Below are 24460 nucleotides of genomic sequence, written 5' to 3'. Positions count from 1 at the left end.
ATTGGATTTATTCTGCATGCGTTTTAAAATTGCAAAAAAGAAGTCCGTAGAAATTTAATTTTGAATTTCTATGGACTTTTGAGTAAATATGATTTTAAAAACTTAGTATATAAATAAAAATGAAAATTATTTGCTTGGTTTGAAAAAGTTTAATCTTAAAGCATTAGTAACAACAGAAACAGAACTTAAACTCATAGCAAGAGCAGCAAATATAGGATTCAAAAGTAAATCCTTACCCATAATAGCAGTTAAAAAACCTCCTATAGAAGAAGCTATTAAAGGCTCTCTAAATACATGCAAAACTCCTGCCGCAATAGGTATGCCTATAACATTGTAGCAAAAAGCCCAGAATAAATTTTGTTTTATATCTCTCATAGTTACCTTGCTTAATTCTATTGCAGTTACAACATCATTTGTATTTGATTTTACTAATACTATGTCAGCACTTTCTATAGCAACATCAGTACCGCTTCCAATAGCTATTCCAACATTCGCTTGGGTTAGGGCAGGGGCATCATTTATACCGTCGCCTACCATAGCAACAGTTAAGCCTTGATCCTGAAGTTTTTTTACTTCATTAGATTTTTCTTCTGGAAGTACTTCTGCAAATACAATATCAATGCCAGCTTCTTTTGCAACTGAATTTGCTGTGTTTTTGTTATCTCCTGTAATCATTGCAGTTTTTATTCCTAGCTTGTGAAGTCTGTTTATTGCCTCAATGCTTTCTTTTTTTAATTTGTCAGCAACTGCGATTATTCCTAAAAGTTTATTGTCATAGGAAACATACATAGGAGTTTTACCTTCTTTTGAAAGTTTATCCATATATGAATTATAATTTTCTGTATTGATATTTTCTTTATTCATTAGTTTGTCATTACCCATTAAAACTTTTTTGTTATCAATGAATACTTCTATTCCGAAACCAGCTATGGCTTCGAAATTTTCTATATTAAGAAGTTTTATATTTTTTTCTTTTGCTTCTCTTACTATCGCCTCGCCTAAAGGGTGTTCGCTTCCATTTTCAGCACTTGCAGCTATTAAAAGAAGTTTGTCTTTATAATCAGAAATAATATCTGTAACATAAGGCTTACCCTCTGTAAGAGTACCTGTTTTATCAAACATTACAGCATTTATTTTTTCTGAAACTTCTAATGCTTCAGCATTTTTAAAAAGTATTCCAAGCTCAGCACCTTTTCCTGTACCAACCATTATTGCAGTAGGTGTTGCAAGTCCTAAAGCACAAGGACAAGCTATAACTAGAACTGATACAAATACTGTTAAAGAGAATACGAAATTATGAAGAGCTATAAACCAAATTATACCGGATATCAAAGCTATAGTTATTACTGCAGGTACAAAGTATGAAGAAACAACATCTGCAATATGTGCTATTGGAGCCTTTGAACCCTGAGCATCTTCTACAAGTTTTATAATCTGTGCTAATGCAGTATCGGCTCCTACTTTTTGAGCTTTGAATTTGAAACTTCCTGTTTTATTTATAGAAGCTCCAACTACTTTATCTCCGACACTCTTTTCAACAGGGATGCTCTCACCTGTAAGCATTGATTCATCAACACTGCTGTATCCTTCTATAATTACTCCATCAACAGGAATTTTTTCACCCGGGCGAACTAATACTATATCATCAACTTTTACATCTGCAATTTTTATCTCTTTTTCTTCTCCGTCTTTTATTATAGTGGCAGTTTTAGGCTGAAGTCCCATAAGTTTTTTTATTGCCTCACCTGTTTTTCCTTTGCTTCTAGCCTCTAAATATTTTCCAAACTGTACTAATGTTATTATAACTGCAGCTGACTCATAATAAAGATTTTCCCCATGAGGATTAAGCCCCATAAATGCTAAAACAGTAGAATAAATACTATAAGTAAATGCGGCAGTTGTTCCTATTGCCACAAGTGAGTCCATATTAGGAGAACCTCTAAAAAGTGCAGGAAAACCTAATGTATAAAATTTATATCCTGATATCATAACAGGTACGCATAAAAATATTGCAACTATAGAAAAAACTTGAGGATTAATATGATGCACCAAAAAACTAGGTATTGGAAATTTAATAAAACTTACCATAGGCGCCATTGATATATAAAATAAAGGTATAGAAAATATTGCTGATACTATAAGTCTTATTTTCTGATCTTTTATCTCTCTTGCCTTTACAACCGCAGGATCTTCCTCTTTACCTAAAACCTGATATCCCGCCTTAACTACAACATTCACTATATCATCATACTTAAGTTTTTTATCATCATAATTGAATACAGCCTTTTCTGTAGCTATATTAACATTGGCATCTTCTATGCCTTCTGTTTTTTTCAATGCTCTTTCTACAGCCCTAGAACATGCGGCACAATGCATGCCTCCTATTTTTAAAGTCATTTTCATATATAAACCCCTATATAAAACATATTTCATTTTACTATTTTTTATAAAATGTTACAATAGTCTAACAATATAATTATAATAAATTTCTAATAAAATTCAAGTAGGGTATATGGGTATATTGTTTTTTATTAAAAAAAAGAGGTATAATTAAATACCTCTTTAAATCAAATGTTTAAAAACATCTATTGTAATTTATAATAATATTTTTCCATATCACCATGTATTGTGAGATTAAAATCTGTTATATAACCTCCAGAAACTGTCATTGATAATATATATGTTCCATTTGAATTTTTTAAAGTTCCTTCATATTTACCATTAGATTTTTTTACATTATGAAAGGCAACTCCTCTAGGTATACGCATTAAAATATCATTACTATCTTCATAGATATCTATATATATATCCATTTTTTCTCCTGATCTGCCAACTGTATCTAAATTTTCTACTATATAAGTAACATTTAATTTATACTTAACAGGTTCACCACCTTCTATAATAATATCATCTTTAATATTATTATTTGATTTATTTACTGTTCCTGATGTATTTCCTAGATTATTAGAAGATGAAACCGGATTAGCAGGATTATTATTTGCACATGATACAGCAAATAGAATTACCATTACTATTAACAATATTTTTGTCTTCATTTTTTATTTTCCTTTATTTTCTATGTATATTAAATATAACATTTTTATGAAAAAGTGAAAATTTATTTCTTATTTTTATAAATGCAGTAAATAAAAATATATTTACATAATATATTAAAAACTTATATAGTTTATAAAATTTATTAGATTAATATAATATTAATATGATAAATATTTACTAAAATGTAAAAAAACTGTAATAATAGTAAAATAATTATAAAAATATAAAAAATAAAAAATTAAATTATTTACCAAAATAAAAGTTTATAGTACAAATAATACATATTATTTAAAATAATAAAGGAGCCTACATTAAAATAATGCGGGCTTCATAATATTCTATAATTTATATAATAGAAAATATTTTTAACTATTATATTTTAATACATTCTATTTTTATAGATGTATATAAAAAATAGGCTCTATAATAAATATAAAGCCTATTTTAATTAATTTTCTATTATAATTAATTTCTAATAATTTTATCTAATTTATCAGCTGTAACGTAATATTTGTAATTATCACCGTTAAAATATATTATAACCTGAAAGTCTGTTATAGAATCCTTTCCAAATCTCATTGTTAATGTATAATTGCCTTTATCATCACTTGAATAATATGTATTTTTATTATTATCTAACTTAATATTATCAAAATTAAAAAGACCTCCAGCATGTACTCTAGCTATTTTATCTTCTTCATAAATATCTACATATACCTGTATATCTTCAGGACCTTCAGCATGAATTCCATCTAACCACTTAATATTTAATTGTCCTTTTCCGCCGTATTCTACAATACCATCTAATGAATCAATAGATACTTTATCACCATAATTATTTATTTTTCCATTTTCACCATTATTATATCCGATTATAGAATTGCTTTTATTATTATTTTGTATAGGGTTTGATGGGTTATTTTTAGCACATGATACAGCAAATAAAATTAATATTACTGTTAATAATATTTTTATCTTCATTTTTTTATTTCCTTTATTTTCTATGTATATTAAATATAATATTTTTATGAAAAAGTGAAAATTTATTTTAAAAAATTACAAAAATTTTTACATTACTATAGATGTAATTATTTATACTATAATGATTTTCTTTTTAAATAATTGTCGAAATATTCTATAGTATTTTTTAAACCGTCTTCCAATTTATATTCAGGATGCCAATTAAGTTTTTCTTTAGCTAAAGTGATATTAGGCTGTCTTTTTATAGGATCATCTTTAGGAAGATCTTTATAAACAATTTCTGACTTTGAATTTGTCATTTCTATAATCTTTTGAGCAAATTCTAAAACTGTCATTTCTGCTGTATTTCCCAAATTTACAGGTCCTATAAAGTTTTCAGAGTTCATCATTTTTACTGCTCCTTCTATTAAATCATCACAATAACAGAAACTTCTTGTTTGGCTTCCATCTCCATAAACTGTTATCGGCATATTTTTTAGAGCCTGTATAATAAAGTTTGAAACCACTCTTCCATCAAATTCATTCATTCTAGGGCCATAAGTATTAAATATTCTAATAATCTTTATATCTGTGTTATATTCTCTGTGATAGTCCATCATTAAAGTTTCGGCACTTCTTTTTCCCTCATCGTAGCAGCTTCTTATACCATTTGGATTAACATGTCCCCAATAGCTTTCTCTTTGAGGATGTTCTAAAGGATCTCCATAAACTTCGCTAGTTGATGCCTGAAGTATTCTAGCATTGCAGTTTCTTGCTAAATTAAGCATATTGAGTATACCGAAAACGCTTGTTTTAAAAGTATGTATAGGATTTCTTTGATAATGTATAGGCGAAGCAGGGCAGGCAAAATTATAAATTTCATCGCATTCTATATGTATTGGTTCTGTTATGTCATGTCTTATGCTTTCAAAATTTTTATTATCTAATAAATGCTTAATGTTTTCTTTGCTTCCTGTAAAAAAATTATCTATAGATATTACATAATTTCCTTCATTTAATAATCTTTCGCATAAATGAGAACCTAGAAAACCGGCTCCTCCTGTTACAATGATCCTTTTCATAAAAGTATTCCTTTTAATATATTAATTATGCAGATTATATTATAGTAAATAATAAAATATTTCAATTAAAAAGTTATAATCAATTTTCATCATCATCTTTTTTATAAACTTTTTCACAATAAGGAGCATTATAGCAATTTTCGCAATTTGTACTGTTTGATATATAAACTAATTCTCCTTCTAAAATTTTATTAAACACTTCATCGAAATAGTCATTTAAATTATATTCGCTGTCAATATATCCGCATATAGACAAGAGCCTGTCTCTGTCATTATACATCTGATTTATTTCCTGAGATTCGTTTATTACATCTTTTTCTTTATATACTGTAAATACTACTTCACAATATTTTATTTTTTCTGATATATTTTTTTTAATGTATTCATTAAGTATATATTTTAAATATAAAATTGGCTGCAAATATATTCTTATAGTTTCTCTTATAATATCTTTTTGAGTTTCACCTTTAGCTTCTTCTATTTTATAGCTTGATTTATAATCTACTATTCTAATTCCATTTATATTTTTATGTTCTTTGTCAGAATAACTAAAATCGATCCTATCTGCTATACCTTTTATTTTTATAGATAAATCTTTATTTTGATAAATTATAAAATCTTCTTTATAATTACTTCCTATATATTTCTCAAAGGATGTTGGTATATAAAAACATCCTTCATCTTCTTCTTTTATTTTATTAGTTATTATTTCTTTTTTTATGAAAGATGACATGACATTCAATGCTTCTTCTTTTATAACATTGAAATCGAATTTATATTCTAATACATATTTTTCTTCTAAATCTTTAGATGAATACATATTTATTAAATCATTTATATGGTTTTCTACGACTTGATTTGCTATATTGCAGTAATTATTAAATTCGCTTTCTATTAAATGGCAGCCTTCATCAGAATATTTATTTTTTACTTCTTTATAAAAATCTTGGAAGAATTTATGATATGCTCTTCCTCTGTCCATATAATTTATGCCCTGTATTTTTGATTCAACAGATTCTTTTGAATATAGTTTTGAATAGAAAAATTTAGCTGGGCATTCCATTATAGCCTGCAAAGTTGTAACGGATACTTTTTCTTTTAAAATATTTAAAAAGAAATTTTTTATATCTTCATTATTATTAAAATCATGATGCATATTTTTATTCTGTTTATGATAAACTGTATCTATAATATTTTCTGCATTATCAATTTTATATGCTATAGTATTATATAAAAATAAGCTCATGAGATTTTCTTTATCTGTATGAATATTATCTTCTCTTTGTATATATTCTTTTCTGTATATGAGTCCGTTTTTCTCTAAACTTTCAAATTTGAAATCTTCATTATACAATTCTCTGTATAGATTTTCTATATAATAGAATGGAATTTCTAAATTTCCTTTTTCATCTTTGAATCTGAATGAGAAATAAATATTACTATCCTCATAGCAGCATGATAATATATTTAAAAATAATGCATAATGAATATCTGATAAATAACTCTGAGTATTAAAGATTATTTTTTTATTTTTTCTATTTATTTCTTCTCTTAGTTTTGCACTTATAAAAAATGCATTAGGTCTTCTGTTTATAAAATCATTATTCAGCCCAAGTATAAATATATGTTTTAATTTTAATCCTCTTGCATCATATAAATTACTCACTGTAAGAGATATATCCCTATCATTATCTTCTCCAATAGACTTATCTCTTAAAATTGTATTTAAAGCAGCATGAAAATCGAAGTGGCTTATTTCCTGATTCTGTATGTTTTCTAATTTTTCTGTATATGCTATTTCTAGTATAAGATTAATAAATAAAGCTAATGCCTCATTATCTCTGTAGAAATATTCATTTTTATTATTATCAATATTATCTGTATCTTTTATATTTTCTGTATTTTCTATATTTAGGAATTTTAAAATATTTATATATGCAAGTCCTATTTCTTTATAGCTCTTTTTGGATACAAGTATATTCAATAAATCCAATAAATCTGATATTGATTTTGAGGCATCATTATTTTGAAACTTTTTAGAAATTCTATTTTTAAAATCTTTGAAAGACATTTTTGAAAATATTTCTATAGAATTATAATCTTCATAAGAGTAAATCAAATCTCTTATATTATAAGGATTAATTCCTTCTAATTTTATATATGAAGAAGATAATATTTTTATTAAAGCATCAACATCTATTTCTCCATTATATTTATCCAATATTAAAAATATAGAAGTTAGTACAGGTATTATAGGTACTCTCCAGATAAAGTTGGCTCTTCTTTCATTAAATTTTATTTGGCATTCTTTTAATCTATTTGAAACAATATCGCTGTATAATTGAATATCAGAAAATATTATTCCTATATCATAAGGATTAACTCCGCTGTCTATAAGTTTAATTATTTCATCAATTACTGTATCAGTTTCCTGTTTAGCACCGAATCCAGATATAAACTTTATTTTATCTTTATATTTTTTTATATCTTTATTTTCTCCAATCAAAGCTTTTGCAAAGTTGGAGTTTTGACTGACTTCAAAATTATCAATGCCTTGGAAGAATGATTTATAATTATTAAAATGCTTATCCATACTATAAGGCATTATAATTTTTATATTTTTATTATAATGTTTTTTTAGAGATTCAAGAAATATTAAATGCAAAGGAGGGATTTTTTCAAAATTATAAATTTTTATAGATTCATAAGTATTTAAAAATTCTAATTCATTGTTTTCTATTGATTTTATAAAAAGTTCAAATATATCAAATTCATCTAATAGATTATTTTCTTTATTGTATTCTTTATATAGATTTATTATTGTATTTATATCTTTTAAATTATCATATTCATCTAATCTAAATCCATAAAATTTAGCTAATGTTATTTCTTCTATGAGTTTATATAAAGTATATGCTAATTCATAAGTTGTATTTTGTTTTGATATTAATGCCTCTTTATTTTTTTCTTTATATTGAAATAATATATTGTGAATATTGATTATAGCTATTGATTCATCTATATCCTGAACATTATTTTCTATTCTATAATTCTCAAAAAATCTTTCTTTACTGCTTTTATAATACTGATGAAGTGTTTGATAATTAGTTATATCCAAAGTATATTTTTTAAAATTATTTTTCAGATAATTATTTTTTGCTTTATAATTTGGAAATAAAAATAATTCTTGCATATATGATATCTCTTTTTTTATTTAATTATACTAGAATGAATATATTTTGTCAAAATGAGTTTGTGAATTTGTTATTTGAATTTCCTTAACCGCACGGTGAACTGATTTTAATTTATTATTTAAACTATTATTTTTAGTTAGTATATATTTTAAATATTATTCTGCGTGCGTTATATGCATTCTAAATTTAAAATAAGCTTGGGCGGGTAGCAAAAAATTCTAATTAGATAATAAGAAAATAAAAAATAAAATTTCAGATTTAAATAATAAGCCTAGAGGGTGGGTAAATGTAATGAAGTTAAAAAATAAAGGCTTGAATCTAATTAAAGACTCAAGCCTATATATTAATTACTTTAAAGAGATACAAAATGATAAAAGTTATGCCATTATTAATTGTCCGTTATTTTTTATTCTAATTTCTAAAGAGTTAGTTAATCTTACTCTGTAGAATTCTATTCTTTTATTGATTTCAAATATATAAGCATTATTGTATTTTTTCATTATGTTTTTAATTTTGCTAGCTATAGTTTTTGGAAGTATATTTTCAGATAATTTGTCATCGCTGCTTATATAATTCCAAGAACCGTTTTTGTCAAAGTTGATATAAATACCGTTGCTTAATTTTATTTCATATTCATCTTTAATTTTGTCTATATAAACGATTTTAGAATTTCTATAGTTAGCAGCTAAAAAAGTTCTAATATTTTGAGGTAATTGGCTAGGTGTAATTTTAATAAAAAGGTTTAATGAATTAGTCATATTGTATCTCCTTACAGTGTATATTGTAAAATCTCTTTACATTTATAATTATAGCAGAATGTAAAAATTAAGCAATATTTATTTACAAATAATTTACAATAAATTTACAAAACTCAAGTAAAATCATAGCATAATAATACATATTATACATAAATAGACTATACTACAAGAATAAATGTAAAATATATTTACAAATACTTTAAAATTTGCTGTAAATATGATATTTTATATGAAAATTAGAAGGAAATTGGAAATTTTTACTAAAATAAATACCAATACAGAAATGTTAACACACGCCAAAGATTTTATTAGGTTTATAGCTCAATTCTCACTTGATTAATGCTTGATAATAAAAATCAAATGTAATATAATACTCTTTACTTTTTTGGGAAAATATTATGAATCAGAACGATAAGAAAATAGATATATTTGAAAATTATCCGGTATATAAAGCATTAATAACATTGGCGCTTCCAACCATATTAGGAATGCTTGTTAACGTATTCTATAATATGGTAGATACTTTTTTTGTAGGACAAACTAATGATCCTAATCAGGTAGCTGCCGTTTCTTTGACTATGCCTATTTATTTGGTTCTTATGTCCTTTGGTTCTATATACGGAATAGGCGGAGCTTCTTATATATCAAGAAGTTTAGGTGCTAGAAATTATGATAAGGCAAAGCAGGTTTCATCTTTTGCTTTTTTTGCAAGCGTAATTACAGGATTTGTTTGCATGATAGTTTTTTTGGTATTCTTAAATAATATACTAAAATTATCAGGAGCAAGCCAAAACACATATAAATTTGCCAAAGACTATTTACTTATAGTGGCATTCGGGGCAATATTTGTAGTTTGTCAAATGTCATTGGGGCAAATAGTACGTTCCGAAGGTTCTTCAAAAGAAGCTATGATAGGTATGATGCTTGGTACTATAATCAATATTATATTAGATCCAATAATGATATTATATATGAATATGGGGGTGGCAGGTGCTGCTCTTGCTACTATTATAGGAAATGCTTCTTCTACATTATATTATATTTGGCATATAGCTAAAAAAAGCACTTTCCTTTCAATAAGATTCAAAGATTTTGCATTATCAAAAGATATATTAAATAATGTATTTTCAATAGGCTTCCCTGTGTTTATGAATAATGTATTAATAAGCATAGCAAATATTTTAATAAATAACTTTGCCTCAAGATATAATGATAATGTAGTAGCAGGACTTGGGGTTTCGCAAAGAATATTCATGCTTGTTCTTTTGGTATTCATAGGGTTAGGGCAGGGAGTACAACCTTTTATAGGATATAATTATGCCTCCAAAAACTATAAAAGAATGAATGCTTCAATAAAACTTTCATGCCTATTTAGTTTTGTATCAGGAATAATATTTTTAATTTTTGCTTTTATATTCTCAAAAGAGCTTATAGCAATATTTATAAAAAATGATGAGGTTATAGAATACGGTTCTAAATTTTTAATAGCGGCATATTCAGTAGCTCCTATTATAGGATTTCAATTCGTATTCATATCAACATTTCAGGCATTAGGAAAAGCATTGCCTTCTTTGATATTATCTGTATGCAGACAGGGAATAGCATTCGTACCTGCAATATATTTCGGTACAAAATTTTTTGGAATTAATGGGATAATATGGTCACAGCCTATAGCAGATGTTGTTTCTATACTATTGTCAGCAATAATGTATATCTATATTTATAGAACAACAAAGAAGAAAAATATGATGGAAAATGAGATTAATTCATAATTGATTTTACCGCACGCAGAGTAAAATTTAAAATATAAATTAATTATGAATCATAATTTAAACAACATACAAAGATGCATTCACCGTGCGTTAAATAAATTTTTAAATATAATAAATACTAGGGCGGGTGCTATAATTACAAATTAAAGCTATAAATCTAAAAAATTATAATTACAAATTAACACATATAATAATAAAGGGCGGGCAAGTGTAATTAAGTTTTAAAACTTATTTTCACTCCCCACCCTCAAGGCTTATAATTTTTATATGCAATATAAACTTTTATTTTTTTATTATCTCATTAGATTTTTTAGAATCCCACCCAAGTGTTTTTTTTATTTATGACTTTATGCACCGCACGCTAAAATAAATTTCTAATATATATGTATTCTGAATTATAATTTAAATAGCAAATAAAAACCTATTCACCGTGCGTTAATAAAATTTAAAATATATAAAAAATTTAAAGTCTTACTTCGATCTTATTTTTATGAAGATACTCTTTTAATTCTTTAATATTTATTTCTTTAAAGTGGAATATTGAAGCAGCAAGCCCAGCATCAACACCCTTAACTTGAAATACATCTTTGAAATGCTCCATGTTTCCTGCACCTCCTGAAGCGATTAAAGGTATAGAAACATTGTTAGCTATTTCTTTAAGCAATTCTATATCAAAACCGTTTTTTACTCCGTCTGTATCAATACTATTTATTACAAGCTCTCCTGCTCCGTTCTTCTCTCCTTTTACAGCCCATTCAATAGCATCGATTCCAGTATCTTCTCTTCCGCCTTTAGAAAATACAGAATATTTTCCATTAACTCTTTTTATATCTATAGAAAGCACAACACATTGATTTCCATATTTTTCGGCAGCTTCTCTTATTAAATCAGGATTCTTTATAGCTCCGGAATTTACACTTACTTTATCAGCTCCGGATTTTAAAACCATGTCAAAATCTTTTATAGTATTTATTCCGCCGCCGACTGTAAGAGGTATAAATATTTCATTGGCTACTTTCTCAAGTACATTTACAAATAATTTTCTTCCCTCATAAGAAGCCGTTATATCATAAAATACAAGCTCATCAGCTAAAGAATTATTATAATATTTAGCAAGCTCAACAGGATCATCAACGTCTTTTAATCCTTCAAAATTAGTACCCTTTACAACCCTTCCGTCTCTTACATCTAAACATGGAATTATTCTCTTTGTTATCATATAAAAACACCTAATTTAATTTATAAAATTATATAGCAAAAAATATATTTCGTAAAGCATAAAGAAAATTATTTATATATTTAGTTTGAAAATTACATTATTGAAAAAACAGAAAAATAAAATATACTTAATAGAATTATTTTTATATAACGGATTTTATTTATGAATAATGATGTAGTTTCTAATCCTCTATACTATGAGAAACCATATAAACTTCTTTTTAAATATGCCACTCCAAGTATTATATCAATGCTTGTAGGTTCTTTATATAATATAGTAGATCAAATATTTATAGGTCAGGGAATAGGTATTAATGGAAACGCCGCCACTAATGTTGCTTTTCCTCTTACTATAATTTGTATGTCTATAGCATTGTTTCATGGATTTGGAAGTGCCTCAATGTACAGCATATTATTAGGACAAGGTAATAATAAAAGAGCTGCTACTTTTATAGGAAATGCTGTAGTATCTGCTTTGGCATTGGGTTTTATATTTACACTGATAGTAAAACTGTTTAATAAAAATTTTATGGTTATGTTCGGCTCTACAAAAGAGGTTTTGCCTTATGCAATAGAATATACAAATATAACAGCGTTCGGATTTATACCATTTATATTTTCTACAATGATGAGCCATATAATAAGAGCAGACGGAAGCCCTAAATATTCTATGATGTCAGTTCTTACAGGTGCCATTGTCAATACTATATTAGACCCTGTTTTAATATTTAAATTTGATATGGGTATATCAGGTGCGGCACTTGCAACAATAATAGGACAGTTCATTTCATTTGCTATAGTTTTCAGATATTTATTCAGATTCAAACATATAACTTTTGAAAAAGATAATTTTAAAGTTGATCCTAAAAACATATTGAAAATATTTTCTTTAGGTTCATCATCAGGTTTTAATCAATTAGCAATGATGGCAGTTCAAATTACCATGAATAATGTACTTAGCTATTATGGTACTAATTCGATATACGGAGGAAATATTCCTTTGGCTGTAGCAGGTATTATTTCAAAAGTCAATATGCTTGTAATGGCTTTTATAATAGGTACATCTCAAGGCAGTCAGCCTATAATAGGATTTAATTATGGGGCTCAGAATTATGACAGAGTTATAAAAACATATAAGCTTACTATAACAATAACAACAATCATGGCTTTTATAGCTTTTCTTTTATTTCAATTATTCCCAAGACAGATTGTAGGAATATTTGGGGACGGAAGCGAATTGTATTTTCATTTTGCTGAAGAATACATGAGAATATATATGGCATTAATGGTAATAAATGGTATTCAGCCTGTAACTGGTACATTCTTTACTTCTTTAGGAAAAGCATTCAAAGGTGCATTTATATCTATGACAAGACAGATTATATTTTTGCTTCCTCTTATAATAATACTTCCTAGAATATTAGGTATAGACGGAGTAATGTATGCAGGACCTGTTGCTGACGGAGCTGCTTTAATAGTTACTGTTATATTGGTAAGCAGAGAAATAAAAAAATTAAAAATACTTGAAAAGAATAAAAGTAATTGAAAAAAGTTGCAAATGTAAGAAAAATAAATATACTTTATAATTATTGAGGTTATTTAATATATTTATTGGATTTATATATGTCTGTTTCATCTAATCCTTTGTATTATGAAAAGATACATAGGCTTCTTTTTAAATATGGAACTCCAAGTATTATATCAATGCTTGTGGGTTCTCTTTATAATATAGTAGATCAAATATTTATAGGTCAGGGAGTGGGAATCAATGGGAATGCCGCAACTAATGTGGCTTTCCCTCTCACCATAATATGCATATTTATATCATTGTTCCTAGGTGTTGGAGGAGCTTCTCTTTACAGCATACTGCTAGGAAAAGGTGAAAATAAACATGCTTCTGTTATCATAGGAAACAGTATTACTTTATCCTTTGTATTCGGTATAATATTATCAATAGTAGTAAAGATATTTAATACAAAATTGATGATAGCATTCGGATCTACAAAAGAGGTTTTGGATTATGCTGTAATATATACCGATATAACTTCTTTCGGATTTACAGCTTATATATTTTCTATGGTTATGAGCTATACTATAAGAGCAGATGGAAGTCCAAAATATTCTATGGCTTCAGTTTTAAGCGGTGCTATTGTTAATACTATTTTAGACCCTTTATTTATATTCGTATTTAAAATGGGTATTGCAGGTGCTGCACTTGCCACTGTAATAGGACAGTATGTATCTTTCTTTATAGCTTTCGCCTATGTATTTAAATTTAAAAATATTCAATTTGAAAAACAAAGCTTTATGCCTGAATTCAAATCAATATTAAAAATATTTGCATTAGGTGCTTCCGCAGGATTCAGTAACTTATCTATGATGATTCTTCAAATTGTTATGAATAATGTACTTAGCTATTATGGAAGTAATTCTATATACGGCGGCAATATACCTTTAGCAGTTTCTGGAATAGTAGCTAAAGTTAATATGCTTGTAATGTCATTCGTAATAGGAGCTTCTCAAGGCAGTCAGCCTATAATAGGTTTTAATTACGGAGCTAAAAATTATGACAGAGTTATTGAAACATATAAATACACTATCATAATAACAAGTGCTATAACATTCATTGCATTTTTATTATTTCAATTCTTCCCTAGACAAATTGTCTCTATATTCGGAGACGGAAGCGAACTTTATTTTCAGTTCTCTGAAAAGTACATGCGAATATTTATGATGCTTATGATAATAAATGCCGCTCAGCCTGTAACTGGTACATTCTTTAGTTCTTTAGGAAAAGCATTTAAAGGAGCATTTCTTGCTGTAACTAGGCAGACTTTATTTCTTCTTCCTCTTATAATAATACTGCCTAGGATATTCGGTATAGACGGAGTAATGTATGCTGGTCCTATTGCTGACGGAGCTGCTTTGCTAGTTACTATTATAATGGTAGCTATAGAAATAAAGCATTTAAAAAGCCTTCAGGATAATACTAAATAAATTATAAATTTAATAAAAATTTGGGCGGGGGTGCTTTTTTTTATTAAGCAATAAAACAATTTAAATTATGATTAAAAAATAAAGCAACAAAGAATAAAGGGCGGGGTATGTAAATTAAGTTTTAAAATTTAATTACATTTGCCCACCCTTTATATTTAAAATGCTTATCTGAAATATAAACTTTTATTTTTTATTTGTTTAATTAGAATTTTTTGCTGCCCACCCCAGCGGATTTTAAATTTGCTGCGTAAAGCTTTAAATATATGTTTAATAAAAATTATGAATTAAACAATAAATAAAAATCAGCTTAACCAATTTTTGAAAGTTTACCTTCTGATGTTGTATTATCAGTATTGTTGATTGTTAAATTCATGTAAGTATCATAAAAAGTAAAAGAATATTTCTTTCCATTTTTTTCTGCTGTATATGAATTATCTTCAACTTTAGTTAATTCTTCTTTTGATATAGTTACTCTATCATCGCGTATATTTCCGCCTTCTATAATTATTTCTATAGAACTATCTTCATTAACGATTAAAGTACATTTATTTGTTTCAAGCTGTCTTGTATTTTGAATTGTATTCAAAACGCCTTCATATCTTCCTGTGTATTTATCTAATTTTACTGTAGGATCATTTTTATTTCCGCAGCTTAAAATAAATAATAATATAAAAGATAAACTTAGAATTTTAATACAATGTTTCATAATTTAGCCCCTAAATAATTTCATTATCTATAAATATTAATACTTTTTATAATTTTGTAAATAGTATTTTAACAATTTAATTTTTTATAATTGTATTATCAATAATAATATATTCTGCTCTGTAATTAATAGTTTCATTTACATTACAGTCTGTGTTATTATTAATGAATACTCATTTGATTTTTTATTTTCACTGGAATTAGAACAGCTTATAAATAATGTAATTACCGAAAAAGAAATAATTACTTTTATAATTTTAATATACAACTAATTTTATTATTTTTTTGAAAAACTATTTTCTTCGCCTTTAAGCATTCTTTTATAATTAGGTATATGTTTTATTACTATGAATATAGCAAGAAGTATAGCTATAGGAAGAAGAATAATATAGTTTATATTAAAAAATATTCTGTATAAAAAGTTAGCTTTGAAATATAAGAAACTTAAAACTATAGGAAAAGCAATAGCTCCAAAAGTAGATCCTATAGCAACAGTTTTTCTTGATGCAAATAAACCAATAAAGAAAAATACCATAGTAATAATTAAACTTACAGGTGCAAGCATAAACATAGAACCGGCACTAGTAGCAACACCTTTACCGCCTTTAAAACCTAAGAATATAGAAAATACATGCCCAAGTATAGAGGCAACAGCACATGCCACTAATATATAGCTATGAGTAGAAATAATGCTTGATAATATAAATGCAGGTACAATAACAGCAACCATACCTTTACCTATATCGCAAATATAAGCAGCAATTCCTGCTTTTTTACCGCATACGCGAAGTACATTGCTGGCTCCAGGATTACCGCTTCCTTCTTTTCTAACATCATGTCCATTTATTTTTCCTATTATAAATGAAAATGGTATTGCTCCGATTATATATGAAACGAGTATGCTTACTATAATTTTTACTAACATATTTTTAACCTCCAAATTTTTTGCCTCTTTTTCTGAAATTAAGTATAATTGGTGTTCCTCTGAAGTCGAACATCTCTCTGAATCTATTTTCTAAATATCTTTTATAATGCGAATTTAATTTATGAGGATGATTACAAAATACAGCAAAAGCCGGAGGATTTACTCCTGTTTGAACTACATAGAAAATCTTGAAAGGATTTCCTCCTGCAGATATTGAATATTCTCTGGTTGCTCTTACCATAGTTTCTGTGAGTGCATGCGTTTCAAATCTCTGCATTCTTGTTTTTGCTACCCTTACTGCTAAAGATAAAAGTTTTTCTGCATCGTTTTTTCTATTGGCGCAAACTCTGGCATAAAAAGCATAATTAAGAACAGGAAAAGCATCTTTCATATATGCTTCATAATCATTCCAAGTAGTTCCTTTCTCTCTTATATCCCATTTATTTGCTGCTATTACTATTCCTTTTCTTCTTTCTATTATAAGATTGGCAATAGTTTTATCCTGATCTGTTAGACCTTCAAAAACATCAAGCATTAATATACAAACATCAGATGCTTCTATGGCTTTTATTGCTCTGTTTACACTGTAGTATTCAACATCAGTATTAACATTTTTTTTCTTTCTTATTCCTGCAGTATCTACAAGACAAATATCATCTCCTTTGAAATTGAATGTTTCATCTATGGCATCTCTTGTAGTGCCTGCAATATTTGAAACAATGCTTCTGTCTTTTCCTATCAATGTGTTTAATAAAGTGGATTTTCCAGCATTAGGCTTTCCAACTATTGCTATATTGATTGTTTTCTTTTGTGCTATATATTCATCGAGTCGGTATTGTTTTGATTTTTCTTTTTTATTATTATAGTTTTCTTCATCTTCTTCGTCTAAATCATCATCATAATATTCTTCTTCAAAATCTTCATCTATATTTTCAATTTCTATTGTATTATTATCTTCATCATTATTAGAATTATTATTTTTAGATATTTCTCTTTCGGCTTCTAAATCGAATCCGTTTCTTTCGAGAACTTCTAGTATTTTTTCTCTTAAATCATCAATGCCGTTATTATGCTCAGCACTTATTATAGATACATCTTTTATACCTAATGAATAGAACTCACTTACTAGATTATTATGGGAATCAGCATCTACTTTATTTATTACAAGTATAATAGGCTTTCCGGATTTTCTTATTATATTAATGAAATGTCTGTCATCTGGGTGGCTTTGATGTGCATCTACTAAAAATAAAAGTATATCAGAATCTTCCAAAGCTGTTTTTAATGCTTTTTCTCTAACCTTTTCATTTAAAGTGTCATCGCTTACATCAAGAAGTCCGCCTGTATCAAAAACATTAAATTCTATATCATCAATATAGGTTTTTGCTATACTTATATCCCTTGTAACTCCTGCCATAGGGTCAACTATAGATTTTCTTCTTCCTGCAAATCTGTTAAATAGTGTGGATTTACCTACATTCGGTCTTCCAAGTATAGCGATATTTATCATTTATTTAAGCCTTTATATTATGATGAAATTTAATCATATCATAATTTTTAATATATTGCTATTATATTTTTATTTTAGAGTTAGAAGAAGACAAAAATTGTATGTCTTATAATTTTTAGTTTTTATTATTTTTATTACTTTGCAATACCGCTGTAAATTCTATCAAATTCAGCAATAAATGTAATAATAACTTTTTGCGTAATATTATTTAATTTTGAAAAACAGTAATAAGGATCTTTTCCTTCATAATCTACATCGATTAAGGAAGAAGGTTCTATATCTGTTAATTTAGTTATATTATGCTTAGTTAAAAATTCTGATAAATACAAAAAGCTGTGATTGTGATTTACAGTAAGTATATTATTATCAAATGATAGAAATAACCCTATAAATGTATATTCAGCATCATTTTTGAATTGAATACCTTTATTATTATAATAATAGTTAGTATTAAAATAATGGAGAAATCCCATTTTTAGCATAGTCTCATATACTATTTCATCTTTATATTCTTTGTTCAATTTAATGTATGTCATAATATTCTATCTCCACTCCTAATAAAATTATAGTTAATATTATATCATAATTATATTTTTATTAAAACTAAATTTATAAAAAAATATTATGTTAATATGTTAAATAAGTTAAAAAACTAATAAAAGCTTGGGCGGGTATGCTTTTTATTATTAAATTATTAAGATAAATTTAAATTATAATTTTAAAATTAAGCATATAAGATAAAAGGGCGGGGTATGTAATTAATGTTTTAAAGTTAAATTACATTTGCCCACCCTTTATATTCTTTAATTTATTTTGTTATTCTTGTTATATATTTTTTTATTGTTTAATTTAGAATTGATAATTCCCACCCATGTTTTATTTAAATTTATAGTCGATATACCGCACGAGTTAATGAGAGTTAAAATATATGATTATGGATAATTGTAATTTAAATTATATATTTAAGCCTATTTACCGTGCGTTTTATTTGTTATTGATAAATATTTACATAATATATAGATAAAATTTATCAAGCGTTTTTTTATTATTCCGAACATAAAGAAAGCGGAATTTTTATTCTTTAAAGGCGGAAACTATATGTATAAATATGTGATAGAAGGTTCAAACAATATTGGGGGAATATTAAAAGTATCAGGTTCTAAAAATGCATCATTGCCTTTGCTAGTTGCATCTATTTTAACAGATGAACCAGTTATACTTCATAATGTTCCGGATTTGGTAGATGTGCATGTTCTTATAGATATATTAGAGCCTTTAGGGAAGAAAGTAGATTTTAAAAATAATACAACTGTAATAATATCTCATAATGGAAAAAGTGAGGAAGCCCCTTATAAATTGGTTAAGAAAATGAGAGGTTCTATAATAGTACTAGGACCATTACTTGCTAAGAGAAAGCATTGTAGAGTATCATACCCTGGCGGCTGTGCTTTCGGCCCAAGACCAATAGACTTGCATTTGAAAGGAATGGAAGCATTAGGTGCTAAAATAGATATAACAGCAGGATATATAGATGCTAAAGTAGAAGGTAATTTGGTAGGTGCTGATATGGATTTATCAGGTAAATTCGGCCCTACAGTATTGGGTACTGATAATGTTATGATGGCTGCTGCTTTGGCTAAAGGTACTACTATAATAAGAAATGCAGCAAAAGAACCGGAATGTACGAACTTGGTTGATTTGCTTAATGCTATGGGAGCAAAAATTACAGGAGGCGGTACTGATATTCTAACTATAGAAGGAGTTGAAGCTCTTCATGGGGCAGAGTTTACAGTAATACCAGATAGAATAGAAACAGGTACTTTCTTAGCAATAGCTGCTGCCGGAAGAGGTAAGTTAAAGTTGGAAAATGCAGAGCCTAAACATTTAACTTATGTATTAGATTTGCTTTCAGATATAGGATGTGATATAAAAACAACAGAAAATACTATAGAAATAGATGCTAGAAATAAAGAATTAAAACCTTTTAAAGTTGAAACATTACCATATCCTGGTTTTCCTACAGATTTGCAGGCTATTTATACTACATTAGCTTGTACAATCAATGGAAAGAGCGAGCTTATAGAGGGTATTTATCCTGATAGATTCAGCCATGTACCGGAACTTATTCGTATGGGTGCTGACATAGAATTAAATACTTCAGATATAGTTGTAAATGGAGGCAAGGAATTATCAGGGGCTGATGTACAGGCTAGTGATTTAAGAGCTGGTGCTGCTTTGGTTGCTGCTGGTGCTATTGCTAAAGGTGCAACTAATGTTCATAGAATCTATCATATAGAAAGAGGATATGAAAATTTAGAAGATAAATTAAAAAGTATTAATATAGAAACAAAAAAAGAAAAAGATGATATTTTATAATTAATAAGAATATAAAATTAGGGGGATTATAAATGGTAAGAGGTGTTTATACAGGTGCCAGCGGTATGATGGCTGAGCAGGCAAGACTTGATGTTGTAGCTAATAACTTGGCTAATGTTGATAAACCTGGATTTAAAAGAGATACAGTAAGTTTCAAAGCTTTTCCAGAAATGATGGCTGCAAGAACAGAAGACGACGGAGTGGTAATATTTCCTCTTGGTTCTACAGATGTAAGACCTTATGTAGGAAGAATGGGAACAGGTGTTGAAGTTAATGAAGTTTTCACAGAATGGGAGCAGGGCTCTTTAAGAGAAACAGGAAATCAGCTTGATATAGCTTTGGGTGATAAAGGATTCTTTGCTATAGAAACTCCTAATGGCGAAAGATACACAAGAAATGGAAGTTTTTTAATAGATAAAGATCATTATCTTGTAACTAAGCATGGCTATAAAGTTATGGGTGAGAATGGATATATTCAGATAAAAACTAATAATTTCAATATAGATGAAGAAGGAAGAGTAAGTATTAACAGAAGATATCAAGACGGCAATACATTTGTACAGTTTAATGATAATGAATGGGAAGATGAAGAGATACTTGATACATTAAAAATAGTAAGATTTGATAATGAAAGATATTTGAAAAAAGAAGGCGAATCTTTCTGGGTAGATACAGATATTAGCGGTCCTGCTTTTATAGCTGAAAAGGGTGTTAATAGACCTAAAGTATTATCAAGGTTTTTAGAAATGAGTAATGTAAATCCTATAAATGAAATGGTTAGAATGATTGAAGTTCAACGTGCTTATGAATTAAATTCCAAAACTATATCTACTCATGATACATTGGTTGGCAGAGTAATTAATGAAGTAGGAAGAGTGTAATTTTTTATGAATAAATTTTGATAAAAAATAAACGATAATGTATAATATTATATTAATCGCATTTATTTAATAGAGGATATTATGGCTTCAGAAAAGATAAAACAACATGTTATTAGAAGGCTTAAAATTTTAACTATTCCAATCTATTTGTTAGTAGATATCGTTATTTGGAATATAGCATTATTTTTTATATATAAGGAAATTCCGCCTATATATGGTTTGAAAATACTCTTTTCTGCAATTTCTTTTATATTCTTTTTCAAATATTTAAAGATGTGGAATACTAATTCTAATATAAGATTAGCAAGCAGAGTCATATTTATATTCTTTACTATTTCTCTGGTGGGAAGTATTATAGAAATAATAGCATACTCTATTATAAATAAAGTATTTTTATATACTATGACATTGGCAATATTCAATGCTACGATAAATGCTTCATTATTATCATGCGTATTTATGATGTTATTTAAATTATTATCTAAGAATTTTGAATTAGATGAGAATATAGTAACATTTTATATACCTCTTATAGCTAAATTAGGACTTATAGTATATTTGTTTTTCTCTACTATAATATTAGCTTTTCTTATGAACCATGTATCCGTAGAGGAGAATGTTTATTTAAATAATTATAGTAATTTAGTATTAACTGAAATGATGGCTATATCTGATAATATGAAAAAATTTGATAATAATATTAAATCAGATATGATGTATTATTCTGAAGCAGTTCTTAATATTTATTCTAATAAGAATATAATTTCAAGAGATGATATACAAACTAATTTCGTTAATAGATTGGCATATATAAATGATACTTTAAAAAATAAATATAATACAGTATCTATCAATATCAATCAGGATTATCTTAATACAGATCTTCCTTATTCTGTAACAATATCAAAAGATTCTGCTACAGACAGATATACAACCAGAGCATCAGATGCTTTAACTATTCATAATTTCTTGGAAAATGATATAGAAAATAATTTAGTTACTTTAGGTATAGATGTTTATGATAGAAATAATATATTTATATCTGCTTATGCCCCTTTAAGATTATTCGGACGCGATATCGGATATATTATATCTGAATCTAGTATAGGCAATATAGATAATATGATAAAAAATGATAATATACTTTCAAAATGGTCTTATATCTATTATGTATCAGTAAAAAGAGATGTAATATTAAGTTCAGACAGCAGATATATAGCTGAAAGTTCATCTGAAATATTATCATCATCGCCAGAGCTTGCTGAAAATATAGAAAATTTTGAAAAATCATTTGGCAATAATAAATCATTTGAAATATTCTATCCTATTAACATAGCAGGTAAAAAATCTATTGCTGTAGTTTCATATATAGAAGAATTAAAAATTATAGGCTTATATTACAAAGATATAAATACAATAATAAAAGATTCTGATATAAATTCAATTATATTTAATTTTATATTTTTATTTATATCAATATTTATCTTGTTCTTTGGTATTTATTTGATTATTTTGAAAATACTTTTATCTTCAATAAGCAGAGCAAATGAATCTACAAAAATGCTTTTAGGCGGAAATGGAGATTTAAGAAAAAGAATATTATCTAAAAACAATGATGAAATAGGAGTTTTAATTTATAACTTCAATTTATTCTTATCTAGTTTGGATAATCTTATAGGAGATTTAAAAGTAGAAAGTTATAAGGTATTTGAAGAGATAAAAGTAATAGAAACAATTATTGATGAAAATACAAATAGAATAAATGATCAAAGCTCCAGCATTACTGAAAGTGTAGCAAGTGTTAATAACATTATTACTTCTATACAGAATGTTACTAATTCTACAGATCAGCAAAGACATGCTTTTTCATCAGCTTCTATTGCTGTAGAAGAATTGTTACAGACAATTTATAAGATTAATGATAATATGGAACGTCAGTCATCAGCTGTAGAACAGACATCAGCTTCCATTGAAGAGATGATATCCAACATTACATCTGTGGCAAGAAGCGTTAATAAAGCAGACAGCTTCTCTAAAAAACTTCTTGTTGATGCTCATGACGGAGGTGATACAGTAGATGAGGTTATTGAGGCTGTTAGAGGTATTGAGGAAAGTTCTGACCAAATTAAAGAGATAGTTAACGTTATTCAGGGTATTGCTGAGCAAACTAACCTTTTAGCTATGAACGCAGCTATTGAGGCAGCCCATGCCGGAGAGCAAGGAAGAGGTTTCTCTGTTGTTGCTGACGAGATTAGATCTTTGGCAGAGCACACTGCTGATAACACTAAATCCATTACAAACATTATTAAAGCTATCACTAAAAGAATAGAAGAAACAGTGGAGCTTGCAAGTAATAGTGGTAAATCTCTTGATAACATACTTGATATGTCAGAAAATACTGCAAGAGTTGTTTCTGAAATAAATACTGCCAACAGCGAATTAGAGGTTGGAGGAAGAGATATACTTGAAACTATAAGACACTTGAATAATATTACTACAGGTGTTAAAGATAGTGTAAAAGAGCAGATGAATAGCGGTGATGTGGTAGACAGCCAAATCACTTTGCTTGACCAGATTACTAGAGAGGTTTCTGATATAATTGAAGCTAATAGTTCCGGTGCTAAAGAAGTTATGCATGCTATGAGTTTCTTAAATGAACTTTCTGTAAAAACAGTAGAAGGTAATAAAGAATTCTATACTGCTACAAGTAAGTTAAATGAAATCTTTGTAAGATTTAATGAGCTTATGAGTAAGTTTATTACTAATGCTGATAATATAGAAGAAGCTAAGAATGCTAGCATTTCTAATAAGGATCCTAATAGTTATTCTGTAGATGAAAGAATGGATATGGAACTTAAGAGTCTTGAAGAAGAATTTAAAAAGGACAATGATGAATTCAAAAAAGATGATGATGTCTTAGAAATGCTTAAAGAAGACTTTAAAAATCCGGAAATGTTTAGTATGTAAATATTATATTTATGGCTTTAATGATGAGATATTATATCTATAATATAATATCTCATTT

Annotated in this window: 17 protein-coding genes; 6 read left to right on the top strand and 11 right to left on the bottom strand. The window is 27.2% G+C overall.

The window, feature by feature from the left end; all coding sequences use genetic code 11:
- Positions 1-126: 126 nt before the first annotated feature.
- From BHYOB78_RS13060 to BHYOB78_RS13035, 6 genes are all read right to left on the bottom strand, one after another.
- A complete protein-coding gene (locus BHYOB78_RS13060; protein WP_020064650.1) occupies positions 127-2403 on the bottom strand; it encodes a heavy metal translocating P-type ATPase in 2277 nt (758 codons plus the stop codon).
- A 182-nt stretch (positions 2404-2585) separates the two neighbouring features.
- Positions 2586-3056: a hypothetical protein gene (locus tag BHYOB78_RS13055; RefSeq protein WP_020064651.1), complete on the bottom strand. Its 471-nt coding sequence runs from the start codon at positions 3054-3056 to the stop codon at positions 2586-2588.
- 466 nt (positions 3057-3522) lie between these two features.
- Positions 3523-4038, bottom strand: a complete 516-nt coding sequence (locus BHYOB78_RS13050) for a hypothetical protein (protein ID WP_020064652.1) — start codon at positions 4036-4038, stop codon at positions 3523-3525.
- 116 nt (positions 4039-4154) lie between these two features.
- Positions 4155-5099: a UDP-glucuronic acid decarboxylase family protein gene (locus BHYOB78_RS13045; RefSeq protein WP_020064653.1), complete on the bottom strand. Its 945-nt coding sequence runs from the start codon at positions 5097-5099 to the stop codon at positions 4155-4157.
- Positions 5100-5178: 79 nt separating this feature from the next.
- Positions 5179-8292, bottom strand: a complete 3114-nt coding sequence (locus tag BHYOB78_RS13040) for a PD-(D/E)XK nuclease family protein (protein ID WP_020064654.1) — start codon at positions 8290-8292, stop codon at positions 5179-5181.
- Positions 8293-8670: 378 nt separating this feature from the next.
- Positions 8671-9051, bottom strand: coding sequence for a PepSY-like domain-containing protein (locus BHYOB78_RS13035; RefSeq protein ID WP_020064655.1), 381 nt, complete (start codon positions 9049-9051; stop codon positions 8671-8673).
- 398 nt (positions 9052-9449) lie between these two features.
- Here BHYOB78_RS13035 and BHYOB78_RS13030 point away from each other — a divergent pair, with 398 nt between their 5' ends.
- A complete protein-coding gene (locus BHYOB78_RS13030) occupies positions 9450-10823 on the top strand; it encodes an MATE family efflux transporter (RefSeq protein ID WP_020064656.1) in 1374 nt (457 codons plus the stop codon).
- A 463-nt stretch (positions 10824-11286) separates the two neighbouring features.
- On the opposite strand, the gene hisF is transcribed toward BHYOB78_RS13030, so the two are convergent.
- Complete coding sequence (hisF, locus tag BHYOB78_RS13025) at positions 11287-12042, bottom strand: imidazole glycerol phosphate synthase subunit HisF (protein ID WP_020064657.1); 756 nt, start codon at positions 12040-12042, stop codon at positions 11287-11289.
- 162 nt (positions 12043-12204) lie between these two features.
- On the opposite strand from hisF, the gene BHYOB78_RS13020 reads away from it, so the two are divergent.
- A complete protein-coding gene (locus BHYOB78_RS13020) occupies positions 12205-13587 on the top strand; it encodes an MATE family efflux transporter (RefSeq protein ID WP_020064658.1) in 1383 nt (460 codons plus the stop codon).
- 77 nt (positions 13588-13664) lie between these two features.
- Positions 13665-15038 (top strand): MATE family efflux transporter, encoded by a 1374-nt coding sequence (locus BHYOB78_RS13015; protein WP_020064659.1) that lies wholly within the window; start codon positions 13665-13667, stop codon positions 15036-15038.
- Between the two features lie 307 nt (positions 15039-15345).
- Here BHYOB78_RS13015 and BHYOB78_RS13010 read toward each other — a convergent pair whose 3' ends face one another.
- From BHYOB78_RS13010 to BHYOB78_RS12995, 4 genes are all read right to left on the bottom strand, one after another.
- Positions 15346-15744, bottom strand: coding sequence for a hypothetical protein (locus BHYOB78_RS13010; protein WP_020064660.1), 399 nt, complete (start codon positions 15742-15744; stop codon positions 15346-15348).
- Positions 15745-16020: 276 nt separating this feature from the next.
- The gene (plsY, locus tag BHYOB78_RS13005; protein ID WP_012671240.1) at positions 16021-16668 is read right to left on the bottom strand and encodes a glycerol-3-phosphate 1-O-acyltransferase PlsY; all 648 of its coding nucleotides are present in this window, start codon (positions 16666-16668) and stop codon (positions 16021-16023) included.
- Between the two features lie 4 nt (positions 16669-16672).
- The gene (gene der / locus BHYOB78_RS13000; RefSeq protein ID WP_020064661.1) at positions 16673-18178 is read right to left on the bottom strand and encodes a ribosome biogenesis GTPase Der; all 1506 of its coding nucleotides are present in this window, start codon (positions 18176-18178) and stop codon (positions 16673-16675) included.
- A 134-nt stretch (positions 18179-18312) separates the two neighbouring features.
- Positions 18313-18714 carry a hypothetical protein gene (locus BHYOB78_RS12995; RefSeq protein ID WP_020064662.1) on the bottom strand — a complete coding sequence of 134 codons (402 nt, stop codon included), beginning with the start codon at positions 18712-18714 and terminating at the stop codon, positions 18313-18315.
- A gap of 562 nt (positions 18715-19276) precedes the next feature.
- Here BHYOB78_RS12995 and murA point away from each other — a divergent pair.
- From murA to BHYOB78_RS12980, 3 genes are all read left to right on the top strand, one after another.
- Positions 19277-20554 (top strand): UDP-N-acetylglucosamine 1-carboxyvinyltransferase, encoded by a 1278-nt coding sequence (gene murA / locus BHYOB78_RS12990; RefSeq protein ID WP_028331341.1) that lies wholly within the window; start codon positions 19277-19279, stop codon positions 20552-20554.
- A gap of 32 nt (positions 20555-20586) precedes the next feature.
- On the top strand, positions 20587-21435 hold the full coding sequence (gene flgF, locus BHYOB78_RS12985) for a flagellar basal-body rod protein FlgF (RefSeq protein ID WP_012671236.1): 849 nt from the start codon (positions 20587-20589) through the stop codon (positions 21433-21435).
- 81 nt (positions 21436-21516) lie between these two features.
- Complete coding sequence (locus BHYOB78_RS12980; protein ID WP_020064663.1) at positions 21517-24402, top strand: methyl-accepting chemotaxis protein; 2886 nt, start codon at positions 21517-21519, stop codon at positions 24400-24402.
- The last annotated feature ends 58 nt before the right edge of the window (positions 24403-24460 follow it).

The organism is Brachyspira hyodysenteriae ATCC 27164 (genome assembly GCF_001676785.2).
Lineage (GTDB): Bacteria > Spirochaetota > Brachyspiria > Brachyspirales > Brachyspiraceae > Brachyspira > Brachyspira hyodysenteriae.
Note: the sequence above shows the minus strand (reverse complement) of the source record. Positions and strands in the feature narration are given on the sequence as shown.